Below are 24,128 nucleotides of genomic sequence, written 5' to 3'. Positions count from 1 at the left end.
GGGATCAGGGTCGCCAAGTGATAGACCGGGATTTCCCTTCCGGTAAACCCGCACAAAAGCGAACCCCCGCGCGGTTGCGCGGGGGCCACATGTTTTCCGGCAATATATTGCCGCTATTTGAATTTGTAGTCCTTGGGGAAGCCGTAGGGGGGGCGCTTGCCGATGCCCGCGCGCTTGCTCAGCCACTGGGTGAGGTCGGTCTCGTGACGGATTTTGCCACCACCCATCTCCCAGTGCAGCCCTTCGTCCCAGTTGAAGGTGGTGACATCCGCCAGCCCACCATCAAGTTCGAGCGCGCCCTGGCGCCCGCGCGCCATGTTGTATTTCTGCAGGCGCACACCCTTGCCGCGTGTGAGTTCGGGCATCTCTTCGATCGCAAAGACGAGAAACTTGCCATTCTCCGAGACCACCGCGACGTGATCCCCGGCGACGGGGATACAGATCTTGGCCCGCTCGTCATCCTTGACGTTCAGCACCTGCTTGCCGCCTCGGGTCTGGGCGACGATGTCTTTCTCGGCGCAGACAAACCCGTTGCCCGCATCCGATGCCACCAGAAGCCGACCCTCGGGGTTGTGAATGAAGAGATCGACAATCTCGACCTCGTTGGGCAGATCGACCATCAGGCGCACAGGTTCCCCCATGCCGCGCCCGCCGGGAAGGTTCGCGGCCGAGAGCGTATAAAACCGCCCATTTGAACCAAAGACCAACAGCCGGTCCGTGGTCTCCGCGTGGAAGATAAAACGCGGCCCGTCGCCGTCTTTGAACTTCAGCTCACGACTGAGGTCGATATGGCCGGTCATCGCGCGAATCCAGCCCATCTGCGAGCAGACCACGGTGATCGGTTCTCGGTCGATCATGGCCTCGAGCGGCACGTCCTCGATTTCACCCGCTTCGGCAAATTGCGTCCGCCTTGCGCCGCCTTCATAGTTTTTGCCGAACTGCTTCTTGGTCTCGCGCAGCTGCTCGGTGATCTTCTTCCACTGCAGCTCTTCGCTGCCCAGAAGTTCCACGAGGCCCGCACGTTCTTCGCGCAGGGCGTCACGCTCGCGGGTGAGTTCGATCTCTTCGAGCTTGCGCAGGCTGCGCAGACGCATGTTCAGGATCGCCTCAGCTTGCACCTCGGAGAGTTCGCCGTCACCTGCGGCAGGCGTGACATACTCGGCCTCGGTAAAGGCGCGGGGGTGTTCGCGATCCCAGTTTTCGCGCATCAGCGCGGCTTTGGGGTCCTCGTCATAGCGGATGATGTCGATCACCCGGTCGAGGTTCAAAAACGCGATGATGAAACCATCGAGTACTTCAAGCCGGTGGTCGATCTTTGCCATCCGGTGGCGCGAACGGCGCTGAAGCACATCGCGGCGATGATCCAGAAAGGCGCGCAGCACCTCCTTCATCGAGCAGACCTTGGGCGTCACGCCGTCGATCAGCACGTTCATGTTGAGTGAGAATCGCACCTCCAGATCGGAGTTGCGATACATCAGACCCATCAGAACCTCCGGGTCGACGTTCTTGGACTTGGGTTCGAGGATAATGCGGATGTCTTCGGCGCTTTCATCGCGCACATCCGCGAGAATCGGCACTTTCTTGGTTTGGATCAGCTCTGCGATTTTCTCGATGAGCTTGGATTTCTGCACCTGATAAGGGATTTCGGTGACAACAACCTGCCACTGGCCCCGACCCAGATCCTCGATCTCGTGCTTGGCTCGCAACCGGAACGAGCCACGCCCTGTGCGATAGGCCTGCGCGATGTTCTCTTTCGGCTCTACAATGGTGCCGCCGGTGGGAAAATCCGGTCCGGGCACATACTGAAGCAGCGTGTCATCAGCGGCATTGGGCGCTTTGATCAGGTGGACACAGGCGTCGATCAGCTCGGATATGTTATGCGGGGGAATATTGGTGGCCATCCCCACTGCGATACCGCTGGCGCCATTGGCGAGAATATTCGGGAAAGTCGCAGGCAGGACACTCGGTTCTTGCAGGCGGCCATCGTAATTATCGCGAAAATCTACCGCGTCCTCGCCCAGCCCTTCGAGCATCGCTTCGGCGATGAAGGTCATCCGCGCCTCGGTGTAGCGCGAGGCCGCAGGGTTGTCGCCGTCGATGTTGCCAAAGTTGCCCTGTCCGTCGACCAGCGGGTAGCGGACTGCAAAATCCTGCGCGAGGCGCGCCATCGCGTCATAAATCGCAGCGTCGCCGTGCGGGTGGAAATCCCCCATGGTGTCGCCGGAAATCTTGGCCGATTTCAAAAACCCACCGGCAGACGACAGGCGCAACCGGCTCATGGCGTACAGAATACGCCGGTGGACGGGTTTCAGACCGTCGCGCGCATCGGGCAGGGCCCGGTGCATGATCGTGCTCAGCGCATAGGTCAGATATCGTTCGCCAATGGCGCGGCGCAAAGGTTCGCGCAATTCGCCATTTGCGGGCATCTCGGGGGAAGTGGGATCATCAACGATGTCGGTCATTTAATTCTGATACTGCCCCCCTCGTCAGGCGGCAAGCGGGCAACGCTGGTTTTCCACAGAAGAGCGCCTTGGCGTGGCGTTCATGCCTTGAATTGACAGGGAAATCCAAAACCCAGCCGCTCCTACGGGGGAGGAAACCGCCACCTCTCCCCTCATTTTATGTTAAGATTGTCCTGTATTGATCGCTTGCAAGGCGATTCTCGCTGCCAATTTCAGTTTTGGACGATCTGCAGGTCTGCCGCTTTGTCGGCTGGGTCAAGCGGAGCTGTTTTGGGTTCGTAGCGTCAGGTTTTGGGGGATGTGTGATGTCGCGGTTTGTGTTGGTTTCTTTTGCTGGCTTGGCGCTCGCTTTCTATGAATTGAGTGGTGGTGCGGATTTTGCGCCACCAGAACGCCCCGTGACTGATGTGGCGCAGGAACAGACAAGTACGGCGCGTGAGCGCGGTCGAATCGTCAGCCGTCCTGCAGAAACCCAACTCGTGAACCCGATTCTGACGCCTTATTTCGCAGCAAGTGACTCTGTCGTCGCTGATGGTGGTGCAGATCTGATCACGGCCGCGACCGGCAGCCGTGTTGAGCCAGCCGTCGAGCGCACCGGCACCGAAGGCGCTGCCGCAGTGAGCATCTCCTTGCGCGATCCCGCGTCGGTGGTGTCCTTGCCCCAGCCCATTTCCCTGAACCTGCCGGTGACGGGGCTTCGCATCGCCTCCGTCGAAGCGGGGTTGGGCGCGATCACGGCTGAGGCACCAGAACCCACCCGCCAAGCAATCGAGCCGGAACCGATCGGTGAGTTCCGCAAGGTGCGCGCGTCGCGCGCCAACGTGCGCCTTGGTCCCGGCACCAACTATCCGGTTTTGATGCAACTTCTGGCCGGGGACAATGTGCGGGTTCTCAATGACGACGAGTCCGGCTGGTCCCTGCTGGAAAACCCGAAGACCGGCCAGGTGGGCTGGATTGCGGCTTCCCTGCTGAGCGCGAAACAGTCATAACTCGGCCCCGGACAGATCCGGGGAACCACAATGACCAAGACTTTGCTGATTACCGGCTGCTCGTCGGGCATTGGCCATGCGGCAGCTCACGACATGCGCGCGCGCGGATGGAGGGTTTTTGCCTCCTGCAGGCAGCAGCGTGATTGCGACCGGCTCCGAGCCGAAGGCTTTGAAAGTCCGCGGATTGATTACACCGATGCCCAAAGCATCCAGTCGGGGCTTGCTGAGGTACTGGCTGCCACCGGCGGTAGGCTAGATGCGCTGTTCAACAACGGTGCGCATGGCCTGCCGGGTGCGGTGGAGGACCTGCCGACCGAGGCGCTGCGCGAGATCTTCGAGACCAATGTCTTTGGCTGGCATGAGCTTATCCGGCAGGTCATTCCTGTTATGCGCGCCCAGGGGCATGGGCGTATCGTGCAGAATTCCTCGGTGCTGGGGCTGGTGACCTATCCTTGGCGCGGCGCCTATGCGGCGACGAAATTTGCTATCGAGGGGCTGAGTGACACGCTGCGCCTTGAGCTTACGGGAAGCGGGATCGAGGTCATCCTGATCGAGCCGGGGCCGGTCACATCCAAGATCCGTGAAAACGCGATTCCGCATTTTGAGAAGCATATCGACTGGAAAAACTCGCCAATCCGGGACCGCTACGAAGGGTCGTTGTTGAAACGGCTCTATCACTCCAGCGGGCCAGATGCGTTTGAACTGCCTCCCTCCGCGGTATCCCGGAAACTTGCGCATGCTCTCGAGGCCCGACGCCCGAAGCCGCGCTACTATGTCACCACCCCGACCTATATCGCCGGGACATTGCGCAGGATACTGTCGACGCGCGCGATTGACCGCATCCTGTTGCGGTATAGATAGACGTTCCAATGCGCTGGCCGACGGCCTAGCACGCTCCCGGCAGCAAACGACAACAAAGGATCACACCGATCATGGGCTCTCCACTTTACATTCTGGGTATCCTCGCAATGGCCGCCGTGGTCGTGGTGCTCGCAATCGGCATCGGCGGCTTTGGCGTGGGCGGGGAATTCAACCGCAAGAACGGCAACAAGATGATGCAGCTGCGGCTTTTCTTTCAGTTCGTAGCCGTGGTCTTCATGCTTGCCTTTGCCTATTTCGCTGGATTTGGAAACTGACATGGTTGTTCTCAACAAGATCTATACCCGTACGGGTGACAAGGGCGACACTGCGCTCGGGAATGGCGCGCGCGTGGCGAAACACTCTGCTCGTGTAACCGCCTACGGCACAACGGATGAGTTGAATGCGCAGGTGGGTGTCGCCCGCTTGGCGGCCGAAGCAGAGATGGACGCAGCGCTTGCCCGCATCCAGAACGATCTCTTTGATCTGGGCGCTGATCTGTGCCGCCCGGATATGCATCTGGATGAGACAGCCGAATATCCGCCGTTGCGGATCGCACAAAGCCAGGTGGACCGGCTGGAGGCCGAGATTGACGCGATGAACAAGGATCTCTCGCCGCTGCGCAGCTTTGTGTTGCCGGGCGGCAGTGCGCTCTCGGCGCATCTGCATGTCTGCCGCACCGTTGCGCGCCGGGCCGAACGGCTGACGACTGAGCTTGCAGGGGCGGAAGACGTCAATGCTGCCGCATTGATCTATCTCAACCGGTTGTCGGACTGGTTCTTCGTCGCGTCGCGCGTTGCAAATGAAAACGGTGCCAAGGACGTTCTGTGGGTGCCCGGCGCCAACCGCTGAAACATCAGGGCGACGTCGGAGTAGGTGATGCTGCACTTGCAATGCCGCAACTGCGAGGTCGATTCGCCGATGTTTCCGCAAACATCTGGGACCCCTCTCTGGACGATGATGTTTTTGTGCCTCTCTCAGGGGTTTGTGGACAGAAAATTTCGTAGCAAAAATCGGTACTATTGCTGCAAACGCGACGTCCCCGAGCCAAAACGTGACGATTTTACCCTGTTGCCGTCGCCCTCTAGTCGGTATCAACACCACGAGAGCACTCATGGGATCCGTGGAAATGGGTTCCGATTGTTAAGGAGAAACGCACTATGAAGGTACTCGTGCCTGTCAAACGCGTGATTGACTACAACGTTAAAGTTCGCGTGAAAGCGGATGGCAGCGGTGTCGATCTCGCCAACGTCAAGATGTCGATGAACCCCTTCGACGAGATTGCCGTCGAGGAGGCCATTCGCCTCAAGGAAGCAGGCAAGGCGGATGAGGTTGTCGCAGTCTCCATCGGCGTCAAGCAAGCTCAGGAAACCCTGCGCACTGCTCTGGCCATGGGTGCCGACCGCGCGATCCTCGTGGTGGCCGCAGATGATGTTCACCAGGACATCGAGCCGCTCGCGGTTGCAAAGATCCTCGCCAAAGTGGTCGAAGAAGAGCAGCCCGGCCTTGTGCTGGCAGGCAAGCAGGCGATCGACAACGACATGAACGCCACCGGCCAGATGCTTTCTGCTCTCCTCGGGTGGAGCCAAGCGACCTTCGCGTCTGAGGTGGACATCGATGGCGACAGCGCCAAAGTGACCCGCGAAGTCGACGGCGGCCTGCAGACCATCTCGGTCAAGATGCCGACCATCGTGACCGTGGACTTGCGCCTCAACGAGCCGCGCTATGCGTCGCTGCCGAACATCATGAAGGCAAAGAAAAAGCCGCTCGACGAGAAGACTGCCGCTGACTACGGCGTTGACGTCACACCGCGTCTCACCGTGGTGGAGACCAAGGAACCCGAAGCCCGCTCTGCAGGTGTCATCGTGGGATCCGTGGACGAGCTGGTTGCGAAACTCAAAGAAGCGGGAGCTGTGTAATGGCTGTTCTTCTCCTTGCCGAAGTCAACGCGGGTGAACTGGCGCTTGATGCGACCGCAAAGGCTGTTTCTGCTGCAAAGTCGCTGGGCGATGTTACTGTTCTGGCTGCTGGGGCGTCCGCCGCTGCAGCGGGCGAAGCTGCCGCCAAAATCGATGGCGTAGCCAAGGTGCTGGTAGCCGAAGACGAAAGCCTCGGCCACCGTCTTGCAGAACCCACAGCGGCTCTGGTTGCTGCGCTGGCCAGCGACTACAGCCACATTGTCGCGCCTGCGACCACCGACGCCAAGAACATCCTGCCCCGCGTGGCGGCTCTTCTGGATGTGATGGTGATCTCCGACGTGACGGCCGTTGTCGACGCTGACACCTTCGAGCGCCCGATCTACGCAGGCAACGCCATTCAGGTGGTGAAATCTGCGGATGCAAAAAAGGTGATCTCCTTCCGGACTTCCACCTTTGATGCAGCCGGAGAAGGCGGTGCGGCGTCTGTGGAGACCATCTCCGCGACCGAGAACCCCGGCCTCAGCTCCTGGGTCGAAGACAAGCTCGCCGAAAGCGATCGTCCAGAGCTCACATCTGCGGGTGTGGTTGTCTCCGGCGGCCGTGGGGTTGGCTCCGAAGAAGACTTCAAGATCATCGAAGCCCTGGCCGACAAGCTGGGTGCGGCTGTTGGTGCGTCCCGCGCAGCCGTCGACTCCGGCTTTGCGCCGAACGACTGGCAGGTGGGTCAGACCGGTAAAGTCGTAGCGCCCGAGCTCTACATCGCAGTTGGCATCTCCGGTGCGATCCAGCACCTTGCCGGGATGAAGGACTCCAAGATCATCGTCGCGATCAACAAAGACGAAGAAGCGCCGATCTTCCAGGTGGCGGACTACGGTCTGGTCGCAGACCTGTTCCAGGCCGTGCCTGAGCTGACGGAAAAGCTGGGTTAAACCCCACCGCTTTGGATTCGAAAAGGCCCATGCAGCGCATGGGCCTTTTTTCTTGAGCGAAGGGCTCGAGTTACGCTGTCGAGAGCATCTTTAGCAGCCGTGATGCCACCACATCGGCGATCCGGTCATGCTCTTTGGGGCCGATCATCAACCGCGCAGCGGGCAGATCCATCGGACCGAATATCATCCCCGGAATGTCCTGAGCCTGGCCTGCAGTTGTGACTTCCAGTTCGATCACATCAAAGACACGCGGACGCAAGACATCCACCATTGATCGGTCCACCAGGCAGGGGGCGGGGCCTAAAACGTCGGTTGTGGACATATCATAGCGCATCCACAGCAGAACAACGCGCCCGTCGAGCGCGTCGACAACGCGTCCCATCCGTGTCAGCCAGGTTTCCTGCAAGCCTGCACAGACCCGCTCAAACCGATCCTCCGAGATCGCCTTGAGCGATGTGAGAAGATGCTTGTTGAAGTTGAAATCGGTAAAATCGACCTCTGGAAACAGATGCGCCAGCGTATCATAGGCGCGCAGGAACCTGTCATTGCGCCGCGGATGTACCTTGTAGAAACTGTTGGTGAGGTTCTGTGCCCCCATGACCTGCAACACGGTCATTTGTCCGCTTGCCGCGATCTCCATCAGGGGCTCATCATGGAGAAAGGCATCAATACCGGCATTCACACATCCCAGATTTATACAGGTCAGGCCAAGCTGGCTCTCTATGCCCTGCGTAAAGGGCCGCTCCACAAAGCGACCAAAGACTTCGGTTCCGCCGAGAAAACTGATGTAAGGTGTCCCAAAGTCCCGCTCTGGTCCCCTGACGCGCAGCTTGGACTCGCCATAGCTGCATAACTCGCTCACAAGCGCATCAGCGCTTTTGAGTTCATAGCTCATTTCTTCCACCACTTTTTCACCCAAGAGCCATACTGCCGTCCGAATCTTTCCAAACTGCTAATCCGTGAATTTGCTGAAAACTGAGGCAATCGGCCTTGTTTCTGCGGACGCGAAGCCTTTAGTATCCGCCCGCAGGCATTGGGCAGGCGCAAGGAAAGGCCATTCATCATGGACGTGAAAAAAGTCGGAATTATTGGTGCAGGTCAGATGGGCAACGGTATCGCTCACGTCATGGCCCTGGCTGGATTTGATGTTGTTCTCAACGACATAAGCCAACAAGCACTCGACAGCGCTCTGTCCCTGATCCAGAAGAACCTTGCCCGACAGGCCAGCAAGGGCAAGATTGCCGACGCCGAGGTCGCCGCAGCCATGGGGCGGATTTCCACCAGCCTGACACTGGCGGATGTGGGCAAGACCGATTTGGTGATCGAGGCCGCCACCGAGCGCGAAACCGTGAAGCAGGCGATCTTTGAGGATCTGCTGCCGCATCTGGAACCCCATACGATTCTAACGTCCAACACCTCGTCGATTTCGATCACGCGTCTGGCGAGCCGCACCGATCGGCCCGAGCGTTTCATGGGGTTCCACTTCATGAATCCGGTACCGGTCATGCAACTCGTGGAACTCATTCGCGGCATCGCGACGGATGAAGAGACGTTCCAGACCTGTCAAACCGTGGTGGAAAAGCTGGGTAAAACAGCGGCAAGCGCCGAGGATTTCCCTGCCTTTATCGTCAACCGCATCCTGATGCCGATGATCAACGAGGCGGTATACACGCTTTATGAGGGCGTGGGCAGCGTGCGTTCGATTGACGAGTCGATGAAGCTTGGCGCCAATCACCCGATGGGTCCGCTAGAGCTTGCAGATTTCATCGGTTTGGATACCTGTCTTGCAATCATGAACGTCTTGCATGACGGGCTTGCGGATACAAAGTATCGCCCTTGCCCGCTGCTGACAAAATATGTCGAGGCCGGCTGGCTGGGGCGTAAAACCCAGCGCGGATTCTACGACTACCGTGGCGAGGTTCCCGTTCCCACACGCTGAGGGCAGGGGCAGGTACAATTGCCCAGCCTGAACGCGATGGGCAAAGCCTCGATCCGGATAGGGTGGGGCTTGGGGTCTTTTAGCGACCTGCGGGGATCAGAATGGAGCTTGTCCACTGCGGCCCGGCGACCTGGTTCGAACTGCGCTGCGCCATGCGCTCCAGATTGACCACTGTTGAGAGCATCAGCCGATCGTGGCTCCAGTCCGTTGGGCGCTGGATCAGGAAGGCAGTTGCGATAACGGCGCAGCCAATGGCTGTAGAGACACCTCCCCAGACAAGCCCGAGCCGGCCGCGTGGCGGCTGCTCTGTAACGGCGATGATGCGGCGTGCAAGCATGGGCGTATGCAAGATTTCGCGACGCTCAAGCAGGGCGACAGAGGGGCTGCGCGGGCTGAGGAAGACAGGGGATTTGCGCGCCCGTTCGGTGGCGCGGATTAAACATTCGCAATAGCTGCGCGGGTCGAAGCGGCCCTTGGTGCTAAGAGCCTGATCGCAGGCATATTCGCGGACCGCCCGCATGTCGCGGCGCCAAAGATAGAAGGCAGGGTTCCAGAATAGGAGTGGTCGCAGGCATTCCATCAGAAAGGCGATTTCCACATCTCTCTGGCGAAAATGCTGAAGCTCATGCGCCAGTGTCAGGCGCAGATCTTGCGGGTCATTAAGCAGCGACGTCGGCAACACCACATACCGGCGGAAGAGGCCGCGGGTGGAGTATGCCACTGCGGTATCATCGCTCAAAAGCAGATCAACGCGGCCAATGCGCTTCCAGCGATAGGCGGAGGCCAATGCACGGTGCAGGCGCAGAATGGCGGAGCCCAGCAAAAAGAGCGAGACAGCTGTTCCGATCACCACAAAGACAGTGGCAACCCGGCTCCCAAAGGTTGCGCCGTAAACGAGGTCTCGGACCAGATCTTCGCGCAGGCCAATCATCGATTCAAACTGCACTGCGGACATGCCGACATTGCCTTGCAGATATTGGGATACGAGGACATCCGACAGGGTGGGCGGGTGACCAATGCCCATGGCATTGAGGGCAACAACGAGGAACGGCATAGCTGCCAGTAGGACAGTCATCCCATTGAGCAAACGCAGCTGCGGCCCATAGGCGGTCGCCAGAGCCGTTCGTCGCAAAACCCAACGCGCGGCGAGCCACAGCAGGGCGCCGGCACAAACCAGAAGGTTCAGTTCGATATATGAGTTCAGAAGCGCATCAGCTTTCATTGTCCCCCAGCCTTTCGTTCAGCAAGGCCCGCATTTCCTCAAGCATGGCATCAGTGATATCCTCATCATCGACCAACCGCGCCACGAGGGCCGCGGGAGCATCGTTGAAGAGCTTGCTCGACAGGTTTTTGAGCGACGTTTTCTGATACTCGGCCTTCGGGATGGCAGGGCGATAAACGAGGGAACGGTCAACCCGCTCGCTGGTCAAAAAGCCCTTTTGCTCCATGATCTTGAGGACCGTGGCCACAGAAGTGTAGGCGCGCTCTTGTACTTTGTTCAGTTCAGCCAGAATGTCGCGCACGGACCCTTTTTCGAGATCCCAGACCACGGTCATGAATTCGAGTTCAACCTCGGTCAGAAGGGAGTGGGTCTGTTTCTTGCGCATTTTTCCAAGCTTTGCTGTTCGGGCCGCGACCGGGGAGAAGTCGCAGTGATCGGTAAGAGATCACAGGCGAGGGTAGGGGATTTTGGTGGTTTCGAAAACTACTTTTTTAGAAGATGCGTGTTTCGCCATCTGAGGGGTGTTAAATTGTGCGCTTCCGCGCGCCGATTGTCCGCCAGAAGAGATGCGCTGGATCTTAGACATGTCCGGTTATGGCGCAGGGGGCTTTTGTCGGGGCTGGGGTGGTCCTGAGGGGCAGACGTGCCCTCAGGACCGGTTTTGACTTTGCCGTGCGGGCGGTCACACCTTCCAGAAACAGAAGATGCCCCATGCAATCGCGAGCCCTAGCGGTGTCCAGAGCGGCATCCCCATCAGGCCCAGCCAGGCCAGGAAGATGTAGGAGGTGCCAAGGAGGCTGATGAACAGCCGGTCACCGCGTGTTGTGGTGAGGCCAAGCACACCTTTGCGGGCATCCCCGCCAGGGTTGCGGATTTCCAAGAGGATCAGAACGCCAATGGCAGAGAAGATCCCGATGAAGACAAGGGCGGTGGGCCAGGTCCAGGCCATCCAGCTCAACATATCAAACTCTCCCCATCGCGAAGCCCTTCGCGATGTAGTTGCGGACGAAATAGATCACGATGGCGCCCGGAATGATGGTCAAGGTGCCTGCGGCTGCCAAAAGCCCCAGCTCATAGCCCGCAGAGGATGCGGTCTTTGTCATGGTGGCTGCGATGGGCTTTGCAGCCACGGCCGTCAGGGTCTTTGCCAGCAAGAGCTCCACCCAGGAGAACATGAAGCAGAAGAACGCCGCCACGCCCACGCCAGCCTTGATGGCGGGCAAGAAGATCGACACGAAGAAGCGCGGGAAGGAATAGCCGTCCACATAGGCCGTCTCATCCAGCTCTTTCGGCACGCCACCCATGAAGCCTTCGAGGATCCAGACCGCCAGCGGAATGTTAAAGAGGCAATGCGCCAGTGCCACAGCCAGATGCGTGTCAAAGAGCCCCACAGCCGAATAGAGCTGAAAGAAGGGCAGGGCGAAAACGGCGGCCGGGGCCATCCGGTTGGTCAAGAGCCAGAAGAACAGCTGCTTGTCGCCCAAGAACCGATAGCGCGAGAAGGCATAGGCCGCAGGCAGCGCCACCGCGACGGAGATCACCGTGTTGATCGACACGTAAAGGATCGAGTTTATGTAGCCCCAGTACCAGCTCGGGTCGGTGAAGATCACCTTATAGTTTTCGAGCGTAAAGGTCTGCGGGAAGAGCGAGAAACCGGAGAGGATCTCATTTGTGGTCTTAAAGCTCATCGCCACGAGCCAATAGATCGGCAGCATGAGGAAGAGAATATAGACGATGGGGACGATGGATCGTTTTTGCATCATACCCTCCCTTAGTTCTGGTCGTCTTTGGTCATCAGCGTGTAGAACAGCCAGCTGACCAGAAGCGTGATTGCAAAGTAGATGAGCGACATCGCGGCGGCGGGGCCGAGGTCGAACTGCCCAAGTGCGATCTTCACAAGGTCGATCGACAGGAGCGTGGTGGAGTTGCCGGGACCACCGCCGGTGAGCACGAAGGGCTCGGTGTAGATGTTGAAGCTGTCCATGAACCGCAACAGGATCGCGATGGTCAGAACCGTCTTCATCTTCGGCAGCTGGATGTAGCGGAACACGGACCAGTTGGACGCGCCGTCGATCTTGGCTGCCTGATAATAGGCGTCTGGGATCGACACGAGACCGGCGTAGGACAGAAGCACCACAAGTGAGGTCCAGTGCCACACGTCCATGGTGACAATGGTCACCCATGCCGCGACCGGATCTTGGGTCATGTCGTAGTTGATGCCGAGCACATGGTTCAGAAAATAGCCAAGCAGGCCGATGTCAGGAAGGGTGAAGATGTTCCACATTGCACCAACCACGTTCCACGGAATGAGCATCGGCAGCGCCATCAGCACGAGGCAAACCGGTACCCAGAACCCCTTGCGCGGCATGGAGAGCGCAATGGCGATACCAAGCGGCACCTCGATAATGAGGATCAGGAAGGTGAAGAGGAACTGACGCCCCAGCGCGGCATGGAAACGGTCCGAACGCAGGATCTGCTGGAACCAGTCCAGACCCTGCCAGAAAAACACGTTGTCCCCAAAGGTCTCCTGTACGGAGTAGTTGACGACGGTCATCATCGGAATGAGCGCGTTGAAAGCCACCAGCAGCAGGACCGGCAGCACAAAGAACCAGGCTTTTTGATTTTCGGTTTTCATCTTTGTTACTCCGGATCAGTGGCGAGCCAGCCATCCACATAAAGGCGGGTCTGGTCTTGGCGGAAGGCGAGGTGGGTTTGCGCCCCTTTTTCAGGTGCTGCGCCCTCTTCGATCACGGCATTCACCTTGTGACCAAGGCAGTCGCATTCAACGACCGTGTGCCGCCCTACGTCCGAGACTTTGGTCACAGTCGCGGGCAGGCCGCTGTCGGAGAGAGACACAAACTCCGGACGGATGCCGATTTCGGTCTGACCATTGGGGGTGCCGCGCACCGGCCCTTCCAGCACAATGTCGTGACCTTCGACCTTCGCCGCGCCGTCATAACTGCAGGGAATGATGTTCATGCCCGGAGAGCCGATGAAGTGACCCACAAAGGTATGTGCAGGGCGTTCGAAGAGCTCAACCGGCGTGCCGATCTGCACCACTTCACCCAGCTGCATTACGACCACCTGATCCGCAAAAGTCAGCGCCTCTGTCTGGTCGTGGGTGACGTAGATCATGGTCGCTTTGACCCGCTGATGCAGCTCCTTGAGCTTGGAGCGGAGTTTCCACTTCAGATGCGGGTCGATCACCGTGAGCGGTTCGTCGAACATCACTACGTTCACGTCCTCACGCACGAGGCCGCGGCCCATGGAGATCTTCTGTTTGTTGTCAGGAGACAGCCCCGCCGCCTTCTGGTTCAGCATCTCGGTGACTTCGAGCATCTCGGCAATTGCCATGACGCGCTGTTCCACTGTGGCCTCGTCCCGGCCACGATTGCGCAGGGGAAACGCCAGATTGTCGTAGACGGTCATGGTGTCGTAGATGACCGGGAACTGAAAAACCTGTGCGATGTTGCGCTGGTCTGGGGGCAGTTTGGTGACGTCCTGACCGTCAAAGAGGATCTGCCCTTCAGACGGCACCAGAAGGCCCGAAATGATATTGAGCAGGGTGGATTTGCCGCAGCCTGACGGGCCGAGCAGCGCGTAGGCGCCGCCGTCCTGCCAATCAAGATCGATCTCCTTCAGCGCGTAGTCGCTGTCGGATTTTGGATTTGAAAGGTAGCTGTGCCGCAGTTTCGACAGTGTAATCTTGGCCATGTTGTCGCCTCACGCCACGCGGGAGCCGTCAGGGGCAAAGACATATGCCGCCCGCGGGTCCATATAGAAATCATGCAATTCGCCAACCTCGTAGGGGTGGACGCCGTGGCTCAGGGACACCCAGGAGGTTTCCTGCCCGGAGGCCGCAAGATCGAAATGCGCCGAGCTTTCGGAACCGGATAGCTCTGTAACCTGCACGCGACCGTTGAGTTTTACCAGTCCTGCCGAGGATGCCACCGGGGTGACATGATGCGGGCGGATTGCGATGGTGTAGGTGCCGTCCTTCAGGCTGGCAGCCGCGCCATCCAGGGTCCAGCGCACATCCGGCCCCAAACGCGCCTCAAAGCCTTGTTTGGTGATTGTCGCCGTGTTGATCGGCGGGTCGGAGAACACGCGTGCGGCTTCGACGTTTTCAGGATTGCGATAGATCTCTGCGGTGGGGCCGAATTGGGTCACGCGGCCATCGCGCATGAGTGCTGTCTTGCCGCCAAGAAGGAGCGCCTCTTCGGGCTCAGAAGTGGCATAGACCACAACCGCGCCACGACCGGCAAAGAGTTCCGGCAGCTGATCGCGCAATTCCTCGCGCAGCTTATAGTCGAGGTTCGCCAGCGGCTCGTCTAGGAAGACAGCGCGGCTTTCCTTTGCAATCGCACGCGCCAGCGCGGTCCGCTGCTGCTGACCGCCAGAGAGCTCGTGCGGGCGGCGATGCAACATTGGGGTGAGCTGCAGAATTTTCGCCGCTTCCTGCACGCGGTCATCAAGTTCCGACTTTGCCATACCCGCAACTTTGAGTGGCGAGGCGATATTGTCGTAGACCGTCATGTGCGGGTAGTTGATGAAAAACTGATGCACAAGGCTGATGTTGCGCTTTTGTGTGTTGAGGCGGGTCACGTCCTGCCCGTCCATGAGGACAGAGCCGGAGGCAATCGGGTCAAGCCCGGCCATCATCTTGATAAGAGAGGTCTTTCCCGACCCGGTGGCGCCCAGAAGGACGTTGAAGTGACCGGGCTCGAGCGTCAGGGAGGTCTCCTTGATATGGAGATCACCGCCCACGCGTTTGGTCACGGATCTGAGTTCGAGTGCCATGGTGGTATGGAGCTTTCCCGCCCAGCGCCCAAAGTCAGCGTGCGCGCGGGGCAATCGTGGTGTCGAAGGAAAAACCCCGGCCGGCGGGCTGCGTCATAGCAGGCCAATCAGCCGGGGCAGGTGGGGCCGGGCCCGGATCAAGGTGAGATCGGGCCCGGCACGTCAGGGGAGGGATCCCCGGGGAGAGTGAGGCGCGATCAGTTCGCGGCCCAGCGCGCCACCAGCTCGTCATAGTTGACGGTCTGGCCTTGCGGCTTTTCGTTCTCCAGCTTCGGCTTGGCGCCGCCATTGGCGTACCACCACTCCGCGTCTTTTTCTTCGTTCAGACGCGGGCCGCAGCCGCCATAGACATTCGCCTGCTCGTCTGCACGCTGCATACGACCCATGGTGATGTCCATCTCCTGCGCCAGACGATCCATCGCCTCTTGCGGGGTGAAGGCACCGGAGTTCACGTCACCAATCTGCTGCCACCAGATCTGCGCCAGCTTGGGGTAGTCAGGCACGTTGATGCCGGTCGGGGACCATGCGGTCCGGTCGGGCGAACGGTAGAATTCCACCAGGCCACCCAGTTTGGGCGCACGCTCGGTGAAGCTCTCGTGGTTGACGGAGCTGTCGCGAATGAAGGTCAGACCTACGTGGGACTTCTTCACGTCGACGGTCTTGGAGACGACGAACTGAGCATAGAGCCATGCGGCCTGTGCGCGGTCCAGCGGGGTGGAGTTGAGGAAGGTCCAGGAGCCCACGTCCTGATAGCCAACCTTCTGGCCTTCTTCCCAGTATGGGCCATGCGGGCTCGGTGCCATGCGCCACAGCGGGGTGCCGCTGTCGTCGACGGTGTTGTTGCCTTCGGACTTCGGCTTCACCATGTCTGCGGTAAAGGCGGTGTACCAGAAGATCTGCTGCGCGACGTTGCCTTGAGCGAGTGCGGGCAGAGACTGGTAGAAGTCATAAGACGCAGCACCGGGAGGTGCGTATTTGCGCAGCCATTCGTCCCACTTGCGGATCGCATAGACTGCTGCCGGGCCGTTTGCAGCACCACCGCGGGTGACGCTTGCGCCCACCGGGTTACAGGTGCCTTCTTCCATACGGATGCCCCATTCGTCGATCGGAACACCGTTCGGCTCACCCTTGGAGCCCGCACCGGCCATGGAGAGCCACGCATCGGTCATCCGCCAGCCGAGGTCAGGCGCGCGTTTGCCGTAATCCATGTGGCCGTAGATGGTGGTGCCGTCGATTTCTTTCACATCTTCAGAGAAGAACTCGGCAATGTCTTCATAGGCGGACCAGTTGACCGGAACACCCAGCTCGTAGCCGTATTTCTCTTTGAAGGCGGCCTTCAGATCTTCGCGGTCGAACCAGTCTTTGCGGAACCAGTAGAGGTTCGCAAACTGCTGGTCGGGCAGCTGGTAGAGGTCGCCATCGGGGCCAGTGGTGAACTGGGTGCCCATGAAATCGTCAAGGTCGAGACCGGGGTTGGTCACATCCTTGAAGTCGCCTTCCATCATGTCGCTCAGGTTGTAAGCGAGCTGCAGGCGCGAGTGCGTGCCGATCAGGTCGGAGTCGTTGACGTATGCGTCATAGAGGTTCCGCTTGGTCTGCATCTGGGTCTGCACGGCCTGAACGACCTCGCCTTCGCCCAGGATCTGGTGGTTCACCTTGATGCCGGTAATTTCCTCAAACGCCTTGGTCAGCACCTCGGATTCGTAGCTGTGCGTGGGGATGCCCTCGGACAGTACGTTGATCTCCATGCCCTTGTAAGGCTCGGCGGCGTTGATGAACCACTGCATCTCGGCAAGTTGTTCTGCTTTGCTCAGAACCGACGGCTGAAACTCCTCGTCGATCCATTTCTGGGCCGCTGCCTCATCGGCATACGAACCCGTTGCCGCAATTACAGCCCCGGCTGCAACTGCGGTCAAAAGATACTTCCGCATCTTTTCCTCCCTAAAGTCTGCAAGGTCAGATGTTTTGCCCATCTGACTGGCCTAAAGGATTTCACCGAGCCAGCCGTGATGTCAAACTAATTATTTAGTAATCGTATAGTGCATTGATAATAAATGTCTATATTGCGTCTTCATGGTGCCTTACCTCGCGTTCTGTTGCACAGTTTGCGGGGGAGGCACGCGCCTGTGCGTCACTGTGGGCGCGCGTTTTGACGATGTCTTATTAGGGATACCCCCGCCCAGTGATTCCAGCTAAGAGGTGGCGCATGATGGCTAATACCTCCTTTGAAATCTTTCTCGTGGCTCCTCCGGGGCTGGAACATGTCCTGTGTGAAGAGGCCCGCGAGGCCGGGTTTGAAGCGGCGCGCCAAGTTGCTGGGGGTGTGAGCTTTGAAGGCACTTGGGAGGACGTGCGACGCGCCAATCTGGTGCTGCGTGGTGCGACGCGTGTTCTGGCGCGGATCGGTTCTTTTCGCGCCTTCCACCTTGCCCAGCTGGATAAGCGCGCGCGAAAATTCCCGTGGGGGGATGTTCTGCGCAAGGACGTACCGGTCAAGGTTGAGGTGGTCACCAACAAGAAGTCCAAGATCTATCATGCGGGAGCAGCCACGCAGCGGATCGAGACCGCCATCACCGAGGAACTCGGTGCGCCAATCGCTCCTGATGCGCCGGTGACGCTCAAGGTTCGGATTGACGACAACACCTGTATTTTCAGTGTCGATACCTCTGGCGAGGGCCTGCATAAACGCGGCCACAAGGTCGCTGTTGGCAAGGCCCCGATGCGCGAAACCCTCGCGGCGCTGCTGTTGCGCGCCTGCGGCTATGACGGGAGCGAACCTGTCGTGGATCCGATGTGCGGGTCGGGGACATTTGTGATCGAGGCCGCAGAAATCGCGTCCGGCCTCACTGCGGGGCGCAGCCGGTCGTTTGCCTTTGAGCAGCTAGCAAATCACGATGCGGCCGCCTGGACCAATCTCAAGGCAAGCATGCCAGAGGCAGTTCTCACCGAGTGTCGGTATTTTGGTTCGGATCGAAATACGGGTGCCATCGAGATGGCTAGTCAGAACGCCGACCGCGCTGGCGTGGAGGGGATTTGCCACTTTACCCATGCCGCCGTCAGTGACCTGCAACGTCCCGAAGGTCCGGCGGGGCTCGTGATGGTCAACCCCCCCTATGGGGCAAGGATTGGCAACAAAAAACAGCTGTTTGCGGTCTATGGCGCCATGGGCGAGGTGTTGAAAACGCGGTTTTCCGGGTGGCGCGTCGGGATCGTCACCAGCGATACCGCCCTTGCGCGCGCCACCGGCTTGCCATTCTTGCCCGTTGGCGCGCCAATTGCGCACGGCGGCTTGAAGGTGCGCCTGTTTCAGACCGCCCCTCTCCCCTAAGCGCGGGGCCTCAACCCCGCACCATCCGTTGCGTCACGCAGAAGATCGCGGCTTGCAAAGACAGGTCCGCGCGGCTCTCTTGTGACGCGAGAAGTGCCAACGGGAGGGCGACATGCAGCAAGCCAGCGATTTTCTTGAGGAAAGCCAGATCTTGGCGCGTTGCCTTGAGGCCGCGCCGGATCGCATCTTTGCCACGAAAACGCAGTTCAAATCCTGGACCGTCGACGACATCCTTGGTCATCTTCATTTCTTCAATGCCGCCGCCGAAGCTGCCCTGGCCGGAGCGGACGCGTTTGACGCGATGATGGCTCCTGCCATGGAGAGGTTCTCCTCGGGGGGCAAGATCCTCGATTTGCAGTTTCCTTGGCTTGGGGATCTGCAAGGGCGCGCCCTGTTCGACGCCTGGCAACAGGGCGCCGCGCGCGTCGCAGAGGCCTATGAAGCGGCTGATCCCAAAGCGCGGGTCAAATGGCTTGGCCCAGAAATGAGCGCCCTTAGCTCCATCACGGCACGACAGATGGAAACCTGGTCACACGGACAGGCAATTTTTGATCTCCTTGGCGAGACCCGTCACGAGAGCGATCGCATCCGCAATATCGCGCATCTTGGGGTCGCTACGTTCGGGTGGAGTTTTCGGGTCTGGGGACAGGACGTCCCAGAGCCTGCGCCCTATGTGGAGCTGACCGCCCCTTCTGGTGCGATCTGGAGCTGGAATGCGCCGCAGGAAGCCAATCGCGTCACCGGGTCCGCGGTCGAGTTTGCTCAAATCGTCGCGCAGACGCGCAACTGGAAGGACACTGCCGTTAAAGCAAACTCGGAGGTGGCGGAGCGTTGGATGCAGCAGGCGCAGTGTTTTGCTGGGCCACCAAACTCTCCCCCTGCACCGGGCACGCGTTTCTGCGCCCCGAGCTGACCCGATGTCGCAATGCTGCGCGTCTGAGCGCTCTTAGGTGGACTGGGTGTAGGCGGCGTAAGCCGAGGCGAAGCCCTTAAGGGTCATCTGGGCTTCGTCGGCTTCGGTGAAGGGGACATATTGGCTGGCAAGCGCTGCCTTGTAGGGCGCGGTCAGCGCAGAGGGCGCAATCAACGCGATGTTCTGGCCGAGCCAATAGGCCCGCGCTGCTGCAAGCTCCGCGCCAAGCGCTGCACCCCATATCTGACTGTGCGCGCGCGCATCATTCAGCGCCGTATTCTGCCATTGGCTGCGGCTCTCTGCGAGACGCAGGGCAAGGGCCTCTGGCTTTGACATGACATCCTGAAGCGGGGCCACAAGCGCATCTCGATCGATCTCGGTATCCAGAGCAACGGGAGAGAGCGCCTCCACCACAGGTGAGGTTACAAAGCCGAGGACGCTCACCACTTCATTGGCGCTGATGAGCACCCAGTAGGTTGTGTCAAATCCCGGCAAGCATAACACGCCGTCCCAGTCCTTGTTGAGTTCCAGGAAGCCCTTGATGCGAACGCAGGCAGCGCTCAGCCATGCGTGCGGTTTGGTCTGGGCCATAGCCGCAAGGCGCAAGACACCGTCCTTGGGTGCGAGCCTCAGATCTGCGGTTGCTGCTGGCAGGGTCAGCGCCAACCCGTCGGAGGCAGCATGGGTCACAAGTGAGGCGTCCTGCGCGATCTCGCGGGCCTCGTCGAGGCTGTGAGCAATGTGGACCGTCCCATCCGCAGAGGCATTGCGCATCCGCCACAATCGAGCGGGGCGATGGGTTTGGTCAAAGGCAAACCAGGTGTCGGCAAGCTGGGACATGTGACGCGGCTATTCCGTATTCTGAATCTCGGGTGGCATTGATGCCTTGGAAAAGCGCAAAATTCAATCATCCCGTGAAATGCGCACTCAGGATAGGTGCGCTATACTTTTGGTTTGGCAAATTACGCGGATGCTATAGTGCGAATTTTAAACATCTCAGCAACACTCATATTTGTCAGAGATCGCACCAAGATGGCGTTCAAGGCAAGGTTGTGTTGCTAAGTTTAATGGTTGAAACGTTGCCATGAAGGCAACAGTCAGGAACTTTTGCCTCACTTCCTGTCGGCTGACTATGTAATTTTTTGAAATCTGTTAACCCATGCGAAAACATGGGGTATGCCTATCTGCGAGGACTTCGGAATGCACGGCTACAGAACAACAACGACGAAACATCGACAGTTTTTCGTTCCTGTTCCGTGCCAACGTTCCAAAAGATGCGGAGCGCGTACGGGAGGCGAGTGGTGAAGGATGTTTTTGCCCCCAATGGTGGGGTCTTTATCAACCGGCTGGTCGAATACGTAACCGGTCAGGGGCATGACTTCGAGAACATGCTAGCCCAAAAGCTCGCAATCTCTGAACCTCTGAGCTCGAGCGCTCAGGTGCTCCCTGTTTATGAACACTCCTTGGTCTTCGGGCTGGCGGAGAGGGTGTGCAACGACACGTCGATTGGCTACGCTTTAGCCTATCAATGCACGCTGCGTGATGCAGGACTTGTGGGCTATGCGGTAAGCGCCTCGGAGACTGCTGGCGAGGCGCTGTACACTCTAAGCCGCCTCAGTAATGTCTTTGAGGTCGTCTCTGCCTCCGCCAGTGGCGGGCTTGTGGATCTGCGCTGGGACTTTGGATCGCAGGGTAAACTGGATCTGCGTCACTGGAGCGAGTTCATCGCTACCCTCTTGGTTCGTAGCTTAAAAACCCTCTGCACCGGTGCGGTTGCGCCGGTAGGGGTTGAGTTCACCCATACTGCGCCATCCTCCTCAGAGCAGGCGGTCCTGGCCTTTGGTGTCAAACCAACCTACCGCGGGCGCCTGAATCGCCTGACCTTTCGCGAACAGGATCTGCGCCAGCCCTTGCGTAGTGCAGATGCAGGCTTGCTGAGGCTCCTGCTGGAGCATGCGGAGCTGTTGCGCCGCCGCCCGGACAGGAACAGCAATGATCTGTCGATCACCGTTGAGCGGCTGATTATGGACGGCATGTCAGAAGGAGATGCCAGCCTGGCGCAAGTGGCAGAGTCGCTGGATATGAGCCAGCGCACGCTGTCCCGGAAGCTTGCCAGCGAGGGGACGAGCTTCTTTGCGATCCTGGAGGGGGTGCGAAAATCACTGGCCCTGCGCTACCTCCAGCAAAACGAGAAATCCCTCTCGGAGATCTCCTTTGCTTTGGGTTACTCTAGCCTGAGCAGTTTCAATGACGCCTTCAGGCGTTGGTACGACCAAAGTCCCGGAAGCTATCGGAGCGATGCGCTCAAAGAGGCTGCTGTGAAGTCCTGAAATCAATAGAGTATGGGTGTAACCAACATTCCCCTCTGTGAATGTGATTCCTGTTCGTCGGGGCGCGCAATCATAATGTCTGGCTACAATCGATCCGCGAAAAGGGGATTGTTTCCGCAATTGGCGACGTAAAAGCTCCATTCGGGGGCAAGGTAACCATTTGGACAGATTTAAGTCGATTTTTCGATAAATTCGGTATTCGTAAGATAACAACAGGGCGCAGCTGCATGCGCTCAAAGGGCAACAACAGATCGAACCGACCACACTGCGGGGGCATGGGTCGCGCCGATGGCAAAGCTTTCCGAGGGATTGGAGAGCGACGTCACCTTCTCGGAGGTCTGAGTGATGTGTGAATATTTGGGGGTTGAACATGAAAACACTCGATCACGGGGCGTTGAGACGCCCGACAGGGCGCGATTTTCCAGAGATTGCACTGGCGGAAGCGCTCCGCGAGGTTGCTCCCATCTATTCACACGGGGGCTACGCGGCTTTTGGCAAGCGTGCACTCGACATCGGCTTGGTTCTGCTTGCCCTTCCGATTGCCCTTCCGTTGCTTTTGGCCTGCGTTGTTGCGCTTTGGTTCGAGAGCGGGTCTCCTTTCTATCGGCAAAAGCGATTGGGCAAAGACGGTCGCGTGTTTTCCATGCTGAAACTCCGCACGATGGTGCCCGATGCCGAGGCGCTGCTACAATGGCACCTCGCGCGTGATCCAGAGCTGCGCCGCGAGTGGGAGCGCGATCAGAAGCTCAAGGATGACCCGCGCGTGACCCGATTGGGTCGGATGATGCGGGTGACGTCGCTGGACGAGTTGCCCCAGCTTTGGAACGTGCTGATCGGCGATATGAGCCTTGTTGGTGCACGCCCCATGATGGTGGATCAGCTGTCGATCTATGGCAAAGCCGATGCATATTTCGCGCTGCGCCCGGGTATCACCGGTCCCTGGCAGGTGGGCGAACGCAACGAGACCAGCTTTGCGGATCGTGCACGAATTGACGAGGCCTATTGCCGCAATCTCTCCTTCAAGGAAGATCTGAACATTTTGTTCAGGACCCTTGGTGTCATATTGCGCAGCACCGGGTACTGACGGCGCCCGTTTTCCCGCCTGCATACGGACAAACGGGCCAAGAGCGAAGCGCTCGCAGAGTTTTGATAGGTGCTATGTGAAAGACTACGTAGATCGTGATGGTGAAAACATAGCCTCTGTCCTATGTTTGAGAGAGGATAAAGAGACACGGATGACGGACCACGGGTTCAGAAAGTTTCGGCGGCGGCGCAAGCGTGAAGAAACGCCTGCGCAGGATGTCGTGCGTTCTGCCTCAACTTCGGAACCGTCAACTGCCGACCGTGTCTCTGTGAACCGTCCTTCAGCTGATCGTGCCCCGGCAGATCAGTCGAAGCCGTCGGTCAAAGAGGCTTCTGCGCCTGTGACACCGGTGCGCCCGACGCGGCCCTCGCGCCCGTCGCCCGCAGAAGTAGAGACGGATGTGCACGCGGAGACGCGCGAAAGCCTAACCGCTCGACGCAGTGCGAGGCGCTTTCAGCCTGCTGATGATGACACGTCTGTTGCAGCCAGTCGTGTCGCGCGGCAACCGGCCTCGAGAGAGAGCCGGCCCGAGCAGGACGCATCGGTAACGCCCGCCGCGCAGATCGATATTGCGCCGCCGTCGCAACGTGAGGCCAACGCCAGCTTGCCAGCCGCCTTGCCGGACCCCTGGCATATCATGCGACATGTAGAAGTGACGGGGCTTAACGAGCGTCGCAGCCGTCTGCCACTGGTGGATTTCTTCCGGAGTTCGCCGACGGCGCGCGCGTTTGATCTGTTGCGGACCCGCATGCTGCACAGCCTGCGGGCGCATGGGTGGAAACGTGTTGCTGTCTGTGGTCCGACACCGGGATGTGGCGCGAGCTTCACCGCGGCCAATCTGGCCTTGAGCCTTGCACGCGTCCCCAACAGCCGCACGGTGCTGATGGATATGAACCTGCGCAATCCCGGTATCGCCCGCAGCTTGGGCCTCGAACGCTCGGCGCTTTACAATGGCGATATGCTTGGGTTCCTCCGCGGTGAGATCCGTCTCGAGGAGCATCTCGTGGCCGCGTCCGACCGGCTTGCATTGGGTCTGAATACGTCGACCTTTCACAACGCTGCCGAAGTGCTCCACGAAACCCGTTGTGCATCGATCATCGACGATCTGGTCGAGCGCACCCGCGCCGATGTCGTGTTGTTCGATTTGCCGCCCGTGCTTCACAACGATGATGTGGCGGCCTTTCTGCCTCAGGTCGACGGCGTTTTGTTGGTCTCGGATGGCAGCCAGACAACGGCGCGTCACCTCAAAGCCTGCGAGAAAATGCTTGCAGGGCACACCCAGCTTCTCGGGGTGGTTTTGAACCGTGCCCGCAACGAGGATGAGTTTTCCGGCGGCGCCTGAAACGGCTCGCGGG

The 24,128-nt window shown here is 59.2% G+C and carries 23 protein-coding genes; 12 read left to right on the top strand and 11 right to left on the bottom strand.

All coding sequences use genetic code 11. The annotated features are described in order from the left end of the window. Nucleotides 1-113 precede the first annotated feature (113 nt). Nucleotides 114-2,462, bottom strand: coding sequence for a DNA topoisomerase IV subunit A (locus ACZ1HH_RS11380; RefSeq protein WP_487320283.1), 2,349 nt, complete (start codon nucleotides 2,460-2,462; stop codon nucleotides 114-116). A gap of 305 nt (nucleotides 2,463-2,767) precedes the next feature. Here ACZ1HH_RS11380 and ACZ1HH_RS11375 point away from each other — a divergent pair, with 305 nt between their 5' ends. The 6 genes from ACZ1HH_RS11375 to ACZ1HH_RS11350 all read left to right on the top strand — a co-directional run bounded on the left by ACZ1HH_RS11375 (nucleotide 2,768) and on the right by ACZ1HH_RS11350 (nucleotide 7,157). Continuing rightward, the gene (locus tag ACZ1HH_RS11375) at nucleotides 2,768-3,451 is read left to right on the top strand and encodes an SH3 domain-containing protein (protein WP_168610639.1); all 684 of its coding nucleotides are present in this window, start codon (nucleotides 2,768-2,770) and stop codon (nucleotides 3,449-3,451) included. 30 nt (nucleotides 3,452-3,481) lie between these two features. Continuing rightward, the gene (locus ACZ1HH_RS11370; protein WP_416369043.1) at nucleotides 3,482-4,312 is read left to right on the top strand and encodes an SDR family NAD(P)-dependent oxidoreductase; all 831 of its coding nucleotides are present in this window, start codon (nucleotides 3,482-3,484) and stop codon (nucleotides 4,310-4,312) included. A gap of 71 nt (nucleotides 4,313-4,383) precedes the next feature. After that, nucleotides 4,384-4,587, top strand: a complete 204-nt coding sequence (locus tag ACZ1HH_RS11365) for a twin transmembrane helix small protein (protein ID WP_011539749.1) — start codon at nucleotides 4,384-4,386, stop codon at nucleotides 4,585-4,587. Nucleotide 4,588: 1 nt separating this feature from the next. Next, nucleotides 4,589-5,161 carry a cob(I)yrinic acid a,c-diamide adenosyltransferase gene (locus tag ACZ1HH_RS11360; RefSeq protein WP_168610641.1) on the top strand — a complete coding sequence of 191 codons (573 nt, stop codon included), beginning with the start codon at nucleotides 4,589-4,591 and terminating at the stop codon, nucleotides 5,159-5,161. 308 nt (nucleotides 5,162-5,469) lie between these two features. Then, complete coding sequence (locus tag ACZ1HH_RS11355; RefSeq protein WP_011539747.1) at nucleotides 5,470-6,228, top strand: electron transfer flavoprotein subunit beta/FixA family protein; 759 nt, start codon at nucleotides 5,470-5,472, stop codon at nucleotides 6,226-6,228. Next, a complete protein-coding gene (locus tag ACZ1HH_RS11350) occupies nucleotides 6,228-7,157 on the top strand; it encodes an electron transfer flavoprotein subunit alpha/FixB family protein (protein ID WP_011539746.1) in 930 nt (309 codons plus the stop codon). Before ACZ1HH_RS11355 ends, ACZ1HH_RS11350 begins: the two co-directional genes overlap by 1 nt. Nucleotides 7,158-7,227: 70 nt before the next feature. Here the strand turns inward: ACZ1HH_RS11350 and ACZ1HH_RS11345 are convergent, their stop codons facing one another. Next, nucleotides 7,228-8,052, bottom strand: a complete 825-nt coding sequence (locus ACZ1HH_RS11345) for a DUF6473 family protein (RefSeq protein ID WP_416369041.1) — start codon at nucleotides 8,050-8,052, stop codon at nucleotides 7,228-7,230. Between the two features lie 168 nt (nucleotides 8,053-8,220). Here ACZ1HH_RS11345 and ACZ1HH_RS11340 point away from each other — a divergent pair, with 168 nt between their 5' ends. Then, entirely contained in the window at nucleotides 8,221-9,096 is an 876-nt protein-coding gene (locus tag ACZ1HH_RS11340; RefSeq protein WP_011539744.1) for a 3-hydroxybutyryl-CoA dehydrogenase, read from the top strand. 79 nt (nucleotides 9,097-9,175) lie between these two features. On the opposite strand, the gene ACZ1HH_RS11335 is transcribed toward ACZ1HH_RS11340, so the two are convergent. The 8 genes from ACZ1HH_RS11335 to ACZ1HH_RS11300 form a co-directional block, all read right to left on the bottom strand. Next, entirely contained in the window at nucleotides 9,176-10,318 is a 1,143-nt protein-coding gene (locus tag ACZ1HH_RS11335; RefSeq protein WP_472636678.1) for a M56 family metallopeptidase, read from the bottom strand. Further along, the gene (locus ACZ1HH_RS11330) at nucleotides 10,308-10,703 is read right to left on the bottom strand and encodes a BlaI/MecI/CopY family transcriptional regulator (RefSeq protein ID WP_044026890.1); all 396 of its coding nucleotides are present in this window, start codon (nucleotides 10,701-10,703) and stop codon (nucleotides 10,308-10,310) included. Before ACZ1HH_RS11330 ends, ACZ1HH_RS11335 begins: the two co-directional genes overlap by 11 nt. Nucleotides 10,704-11,000: 297 nt before the next feature. Then, a complete protein-coding gene (locus ACZ1HH_RS11325; RefSeq protein ID WP_011539741.1) occupies nucleotides 11,001-11,279 on the bottom strand; it encodes a DUF2160 domain-containing protein in 279 nt (92 codons plus the stop codon). Between the two features lies 1 nt (nucleotide 11,280). Further along, a complete protein-coding gene (locus tag ACZ1HH_RS11320) occupies nucleotides 11,281-12,078 on the bottom strand; it encodes a carbohydrate ABC transporter permease (RefSeq protein WP_011539740.1) in 798 nt (265 codons plus the stop codon). An 11-nt stretch (nucleotides 12,079-12,089) separates the two neighbouring features. After that, nucleotides 12,090-12,953, bottom strand: coding sequence for a carbohydrate ABC transporter permease (locus ACZ1HH_RS11315; protein WP_011539739.1), 864 nt, complete (start codon nucleotides 12,951-12,953; stop codon nucleotides 12,090-12,092). A gap of 5 nt (nucleotides 12,954-12,958) precedes the next feature. Further along, a complete protein-coding gene (locus ACZ1HH_RS11310; protein ID WP_011539738.1) occupies nucleotides 12,959-14,032 on the bottom strand; it encodes an ABC transporter ATP-binding protein in 1,074 nt (357 codons plus the stop codon). A gap of 9 nt (nucleotides 14,033-14,041) precedes the next feature. After that, complete coding sequence (locus tag ACZ1HH_RS11305; protein WP_472636677.1) at nucleotides 14,042-15,118, bottom strand: ABC transporter ATP-binding protein; 1,077 nt, start codon at nucleotides 15,116-15,118, stop codon at nucleotides 14,042-14,044. Nucleotides 15,119-15,315: 197 nt separating this feature from the next. Next, complete coding sequence (locus ACZ1HH_RS11300) at nucleotides 15,316-17,049, bottom strand: ABC transporter substrate-binding protein (protein WP_011539736.1); 1,734 nt, start codon at nucleotides 17,047-17,049, stop codon at nucleotides 15,316-15,318. Nucleotides 17,050-17,324: 275 nt separating this feature from the next. Between ACZ1HH_RS11300 and ACZ1HH_RS11295 the strand changes: the two genes are divergently transcribed. Beyond that, on the top strand, nucleotides 17,325-18,446 hold the full coding sequence (locus tag ACZ1HH_RS11295; RefSeq protein ID WP_487320282.1) for a THUMP domain-containing class I SAM-dependent RNA methyltransferase: 1,122 nt from the start codon (nucleotides 17,325-17,327) through the stop codon (nucleotides 18,444-18,446). A gap of 112 nt (nucleotides 18,447-18,558) precedes the next feature. Then, nucleotides 18,559-19,359: a TIGR03084 family metal-binding protein gene (locus tag ACZ1HH_RS11290; RefSeq protein ID WP_487320281.1), complete on the top strand. Its 801-nt coding sequence runs from the start codon at nucleotides 18,559-18,561 to the stop codon at nucleotides 19,357-19,359. A gap of 33 nt (nucleotides 19,360-19,392) precedes the next feature. Here the strand turns inward: ACZ1HH_RS11290 and ACZ1HH_RS11285 are convergent, their stop codons facing one another. Beyond that, nucleotides 19,393-20,199, bottom strand: coding sequence for a 2-dehydro-3-deoxygalactonokinase (locus tag ACZ1HH_RS11285; protein ID WP_472636676.1), 807 nt, complete (start codon nucleotides 20,197-20,199; stop codon nucleotides 19,393-19,395). A 461-nt stretch (nucleotides 20,200-20,660) separates the two neighbouring features. On the opposite strand from ACZ1HH_RS11285, the gene ACZ1HH_RS11280 reads away from it, so the two are divergent. The 3 genes from ACZ1HH_RS11280 (at nucleotide 20,661) to ACZ1HH_RS11270 (ending at nucleotide 24,115) form a co-directional block, all read left to right on the top strand. Further along, nucleotides 20,661-21,689: an AraC family transcriptional regulator gene (locus ACZ1HH_RS11280; RefSeq protein ID WP_044026888.1), complete on the top strand. Its 1,029-nt coding sequence runs from the start codon at nucleotides 20,661-20,663 to the stop codon at nucleotides 21,687-21,689. Nucleotides 21,690-22,059: 370 nt separating this feature from the next. After that, nucleotides 22,060-22,773 carry a sugar transferase gene (locus tag ACZ1HH_RS11275; protein ID WP_168610599.1) on the top strand — a complete coding sequence of 238 codons (714 nt, stop codon included), beginning with the start codon at nucleotides 22,060-22,062 and terminating at the stop codon, nucleotides 22,771-22,773. Nucleotides 22,774-22,924: 151 nt separating this feature from the next. Further along, the gene (locus ACZ1HH_RS11270; RefSeq protein WP_472636675.1) at nucleotides 22,925-24,115 is read left to right on the top strand and encodes a CpsD/CapB family tyrosine-protein kinase; all 1,191 of its coding nucleotides are present in this window, start codon (nucleotides 22,925-22,927) and stop codon (nucleotides 24,113-24,115) included. Nucleotides 24,116-24,128 lie beyond the last annotated feature (13 nt).

This window comes from Epibacterium sp. HA2-3, assembly GCF_055693725.2.
This window is presented reverse-complemented; position numbering and strand designations above follow the sequence as displayed.

Bases quoted from the DNA above. Each gene is read 5' to 3' on its own strand.
- ACZ1HH_RS11345 (WP_416369041.1), bottom strand. From the start codon at position 8,052: ATGAGCTATGAACTCAAAAGCGCTGATGCGCTTGTGAGCGAGTTATGC.
- ACZ1HH_RS11315 (WP_011539739.1), bottom strand. From the start codon at position 12,953: ATGAAAACCGAAAATCAAAAAGCCTGGTTCTTTGTGCTGCCGGTCCTG.
- ACZ1HH_RS11370 (WP_416369043.1), top strand. From the start codon at position 3,482: ATGACCAAGACTTTGCTGATTACCGGCTGCTCGTCGGGCATTGGCCAT.
- ACZ1HH_RS11375 (WP_168610639.1), top strand. From the start codon at position 2,768: ATGTCGCGGTTTGTGTTGGTTTCTTTTGCTGGCTTGGCGCTCGCTTTC.
- ACZ1HH_RS11310 (WP_011539738.1), bottom strand. From the start codon at position 14,032: ATGGCCAAGATTACACTGTCGAAACTGCGGCACAGCTACCTTTCAAAT.
- ACZ1HH_RS11320 (WP_011539740.1), bottom strand. From the start codon at position 12,078: ATGCAAAAACGATCCATCGTCCCCATCGTCTATATTCTCTTCCTCATG.
- ACZ1HH_RS11285 (WP_472636676.1), bottom strand. From the start codon at position 20,199: ATGTCCCAGCTTGCCGACACCTGGTTTGCCTTTGACCAAACCCATCGC.
- ACZ1HH_RS11270 (WP_472636675.1), top strand. From the start codon at position 22,925: ATGACGGACCACGGGTTCAGAAAGTTTCGGCGGCGGCGCAAGCGTGAA.
- ACZ1HH_RS11340 (WP_011539744.1), top strand. From the start codon at position 8,221: ATGGACGTGAAAAAAGTCGGAATTATTGGTGCAGGTCAGATGGGCAAC.
- ACZ1HH_RS11350 (WP_011539746.1), top strand. From the start codon at position 6,228: ATGGCTGTTCTTCTCCTTGCCGAAGTCAACGCGGGTGAACTGGCGCTT.
- ACZ1HH_RS11295 (WP_487320282.1), top strand. From the start codon at position 17,325: ATGATGGCTAATACCTCCTTTGAAATCTTTCTCGTGGCTCCTCCGGGG.
- ACZ1HH_RS11330 (WP_044026890.1), bottom strand. From the start codon at position 10,703: ATGCGCAAGAAACAGACCCACTCCCTTCTGACCGAGGTTGAACTCGAA.
- ACZ1HH_RS11360 (WP_168610641.1), top strand. From the start codon at position 4,589: ATGGTTGTTCTCAACAAGATCTATACCCGTACGGGTGACAAGGGCGAC.
- ACZ1HH_RS11325 (WP_011539741.1), bottom strand. From the start codon at position 11,279: ATGTTGAGCTGGATGGCCTGGACCTGGCCCACCGCCCTTGTCTTCATC.
- ACZ1HH_RS11335 (WP_472636678.1), bottom strand. From the start codon at position 10,318: ATGAAAGCTGATGCGCTTCTGAACTCATATATCGAACTGAACCTTCTG.
- ACZ1HH_RS11300 (WP_011539736.1), bottom strand. From the start codon at position 17,049: ATGCGGAAGTATCTTTTGACCGCAGTTGCAGCCGGGGCTGTAATTGCG.
- ACZ1HH_RS11355 (WP_011539747.1), top strand. From the start codon at position 5,470: ATGAAGGTACTCGTGCCTGTCAAACGCGTGATTGACTACAACGTTAAA.
- ACZ1HH_RS11290 (WP_487320281.1), top strand. From the start codon at position 18,559: ATGCAGCAAGCCAGCGATTTTCTTGAGGAAAGCCAGATCTTGGCGCGT.
- ACZ1HH_RS11275 (WP_168610599.1), top strand. From the start codon at position 22,060: ATGAAAACACTCGATCACGGGGCGTTGAGACGCCCGACAGGGCGCGAT.
- ACZ1HH_RS11365 (WP_011539749.1), top strand. From the start codon at position 4,384: ATGGGCTCTCCACTTTACATTCTGGGTATCCTCGCAATGGCCGCCGTG.
- ACZ1HH_RS11305 (WP_472636677.1), bottom strand. From the start codon at position 15,118: ATGGCACTCGAACTCAGATCCGTGACCAAACGCGTGGGCGGTGATCTC.
- ACZ1HH_RS11380 (WP_487320283.1), bottom strand. From the start codon at position 2,462: ATGACCGACATCGTTGATGATCCCACTTCCCCCGAGATGCCCGCAAAT.